The organism is Gordonia malaquae NBRC 108250 (assembly GCF_000344135.1).
GTDB lineage: Bacteria > Actinomycetota > Actinomycetes > Mycobacteriales > Mycobacteriaceae > Gordonia > Gordonia malaquae.
In genome coordinates, this window is the sequence record NZ_BAOP01000097.1 from 1 (window position 1) to 1,173 (window position 1,173).

Here is a 1,173-nt window from a genome sequence, read left to right on the forward strand (position 1 = left end):
GCCCAAGAAGTTCAGTCCAGAGCTGCGTGAGCGTGCCGTGCGCATGGTCTACGACCGCCAAGCCCGCGAGGGCGGCCCTCGCGCAGCATCGATCCGTGCCGTCGCGCCGCAGCTCGGTGTCGGCACAGAGACGCTGCGGATCTGGTGCAATCGCTACGGCGCCACCGAGCCGGTCGGACCGGGAGAGCCGCTCGAGGAGGAGAATCGCCGTCTCCGGCGGGAGCTCGCCGAGGCGCGACGTGCGAACGAGATCCTGAAGGCCGCCTCAGCGTTTTTCGCAGCGGAACTCGACCGCCCCACGACGAAATGATCGCGTTCGTCGACATGCATCGCGAGAAGTTCGGGGTCGAGGCCATCTGCCGCATCCTCAGTGCGACAGAATGTGGGTTCATCACCTCCCGCGGATACCGCGCTGCCAAGAACAGGCCGGCCTCCGCTCGCAGCGTTCGGGACGAGATGCTGGCGGAGGAGGTGCAGCGGATTCATCAGGCGAACTACAGCGTCTATGGGGTCCGGAAGATGTGGCACGCAATGCGCCACGCAGGATGGAACGTCGGTCGCGACCAGGTCGCGAGGCTGATGAAGATCGCCGGCCTGCAGGGCGTTCGCCGAGGTCGAAAGCCCGTCACCACCTGCTCCGCAGACGGAGATGACCAGCGCCCGGACCTCGTTGAACGGCGGTTCGTCGCGGATCGACCGCAGCAGCTTTGGGTCGCCGACATCACCTACGTCCGGATGCTCTCCGGGTTCTGCTACGTCGCATTCGTTACCGATGTCTTCAGTCGCAGAATTGTCGGCTGGGCGGTCGCGCCCACGCTCCACACGGAGTCTCTGCCATTGCTCGCACTGGAGCATGCACTGCAGTCCACCGGGGTGAGCAGGAACGAAAGCGGATTGATCCACCATTCCGACAGGGGTAGTCAATACGTTTCGCTCGCCTATTCGGACGCTCTGCTCGCCGCGGGAGTTACGGCTTCAGTAGGTACCGTCGGCGATAGCTACGATAACGCGCTGGCCGAGACAGTGAACGGCCTATACAAGGCGGAGTTGATCTACTCCAAGCGGATCTGGGAGTCAGTCAGCGAGGTTGAGCTCGCCACGATGGGCTGGGTCCACTGGTGGAACACCTCCCGGCTCCACGAAGCTCTCGGCTACCGCACCCCGGCGAACGTC

At 64.4% G+C, this 1,173-nt stretch carries 1 protein-coding gene and 1 other annotated feature; the gene reads left to right on the forward strand.

Going from position 1 to position 1,173, the window contains the following annotated elements; all coding sequences use genetic code 11:
* Positions 1-1,173 (forward strand): IS3 family transposase gene (locus GM1_RS21340; RefSeq protein WP_244874803.1). Its coding sequence is split into 2 segments (ribosomal slippage), with 1,174 coding nucleotides annotated over them: positions 1-278 and positions 278-1,173; the frame shifts between segments, so codons are not numbered across the junction. This gene is flagged as partial in the annotation.
* Positions 268-401 (forward strand) — a sequence feature (AL1L pseudoknot). It overlaps the preceding gene by 134 nt.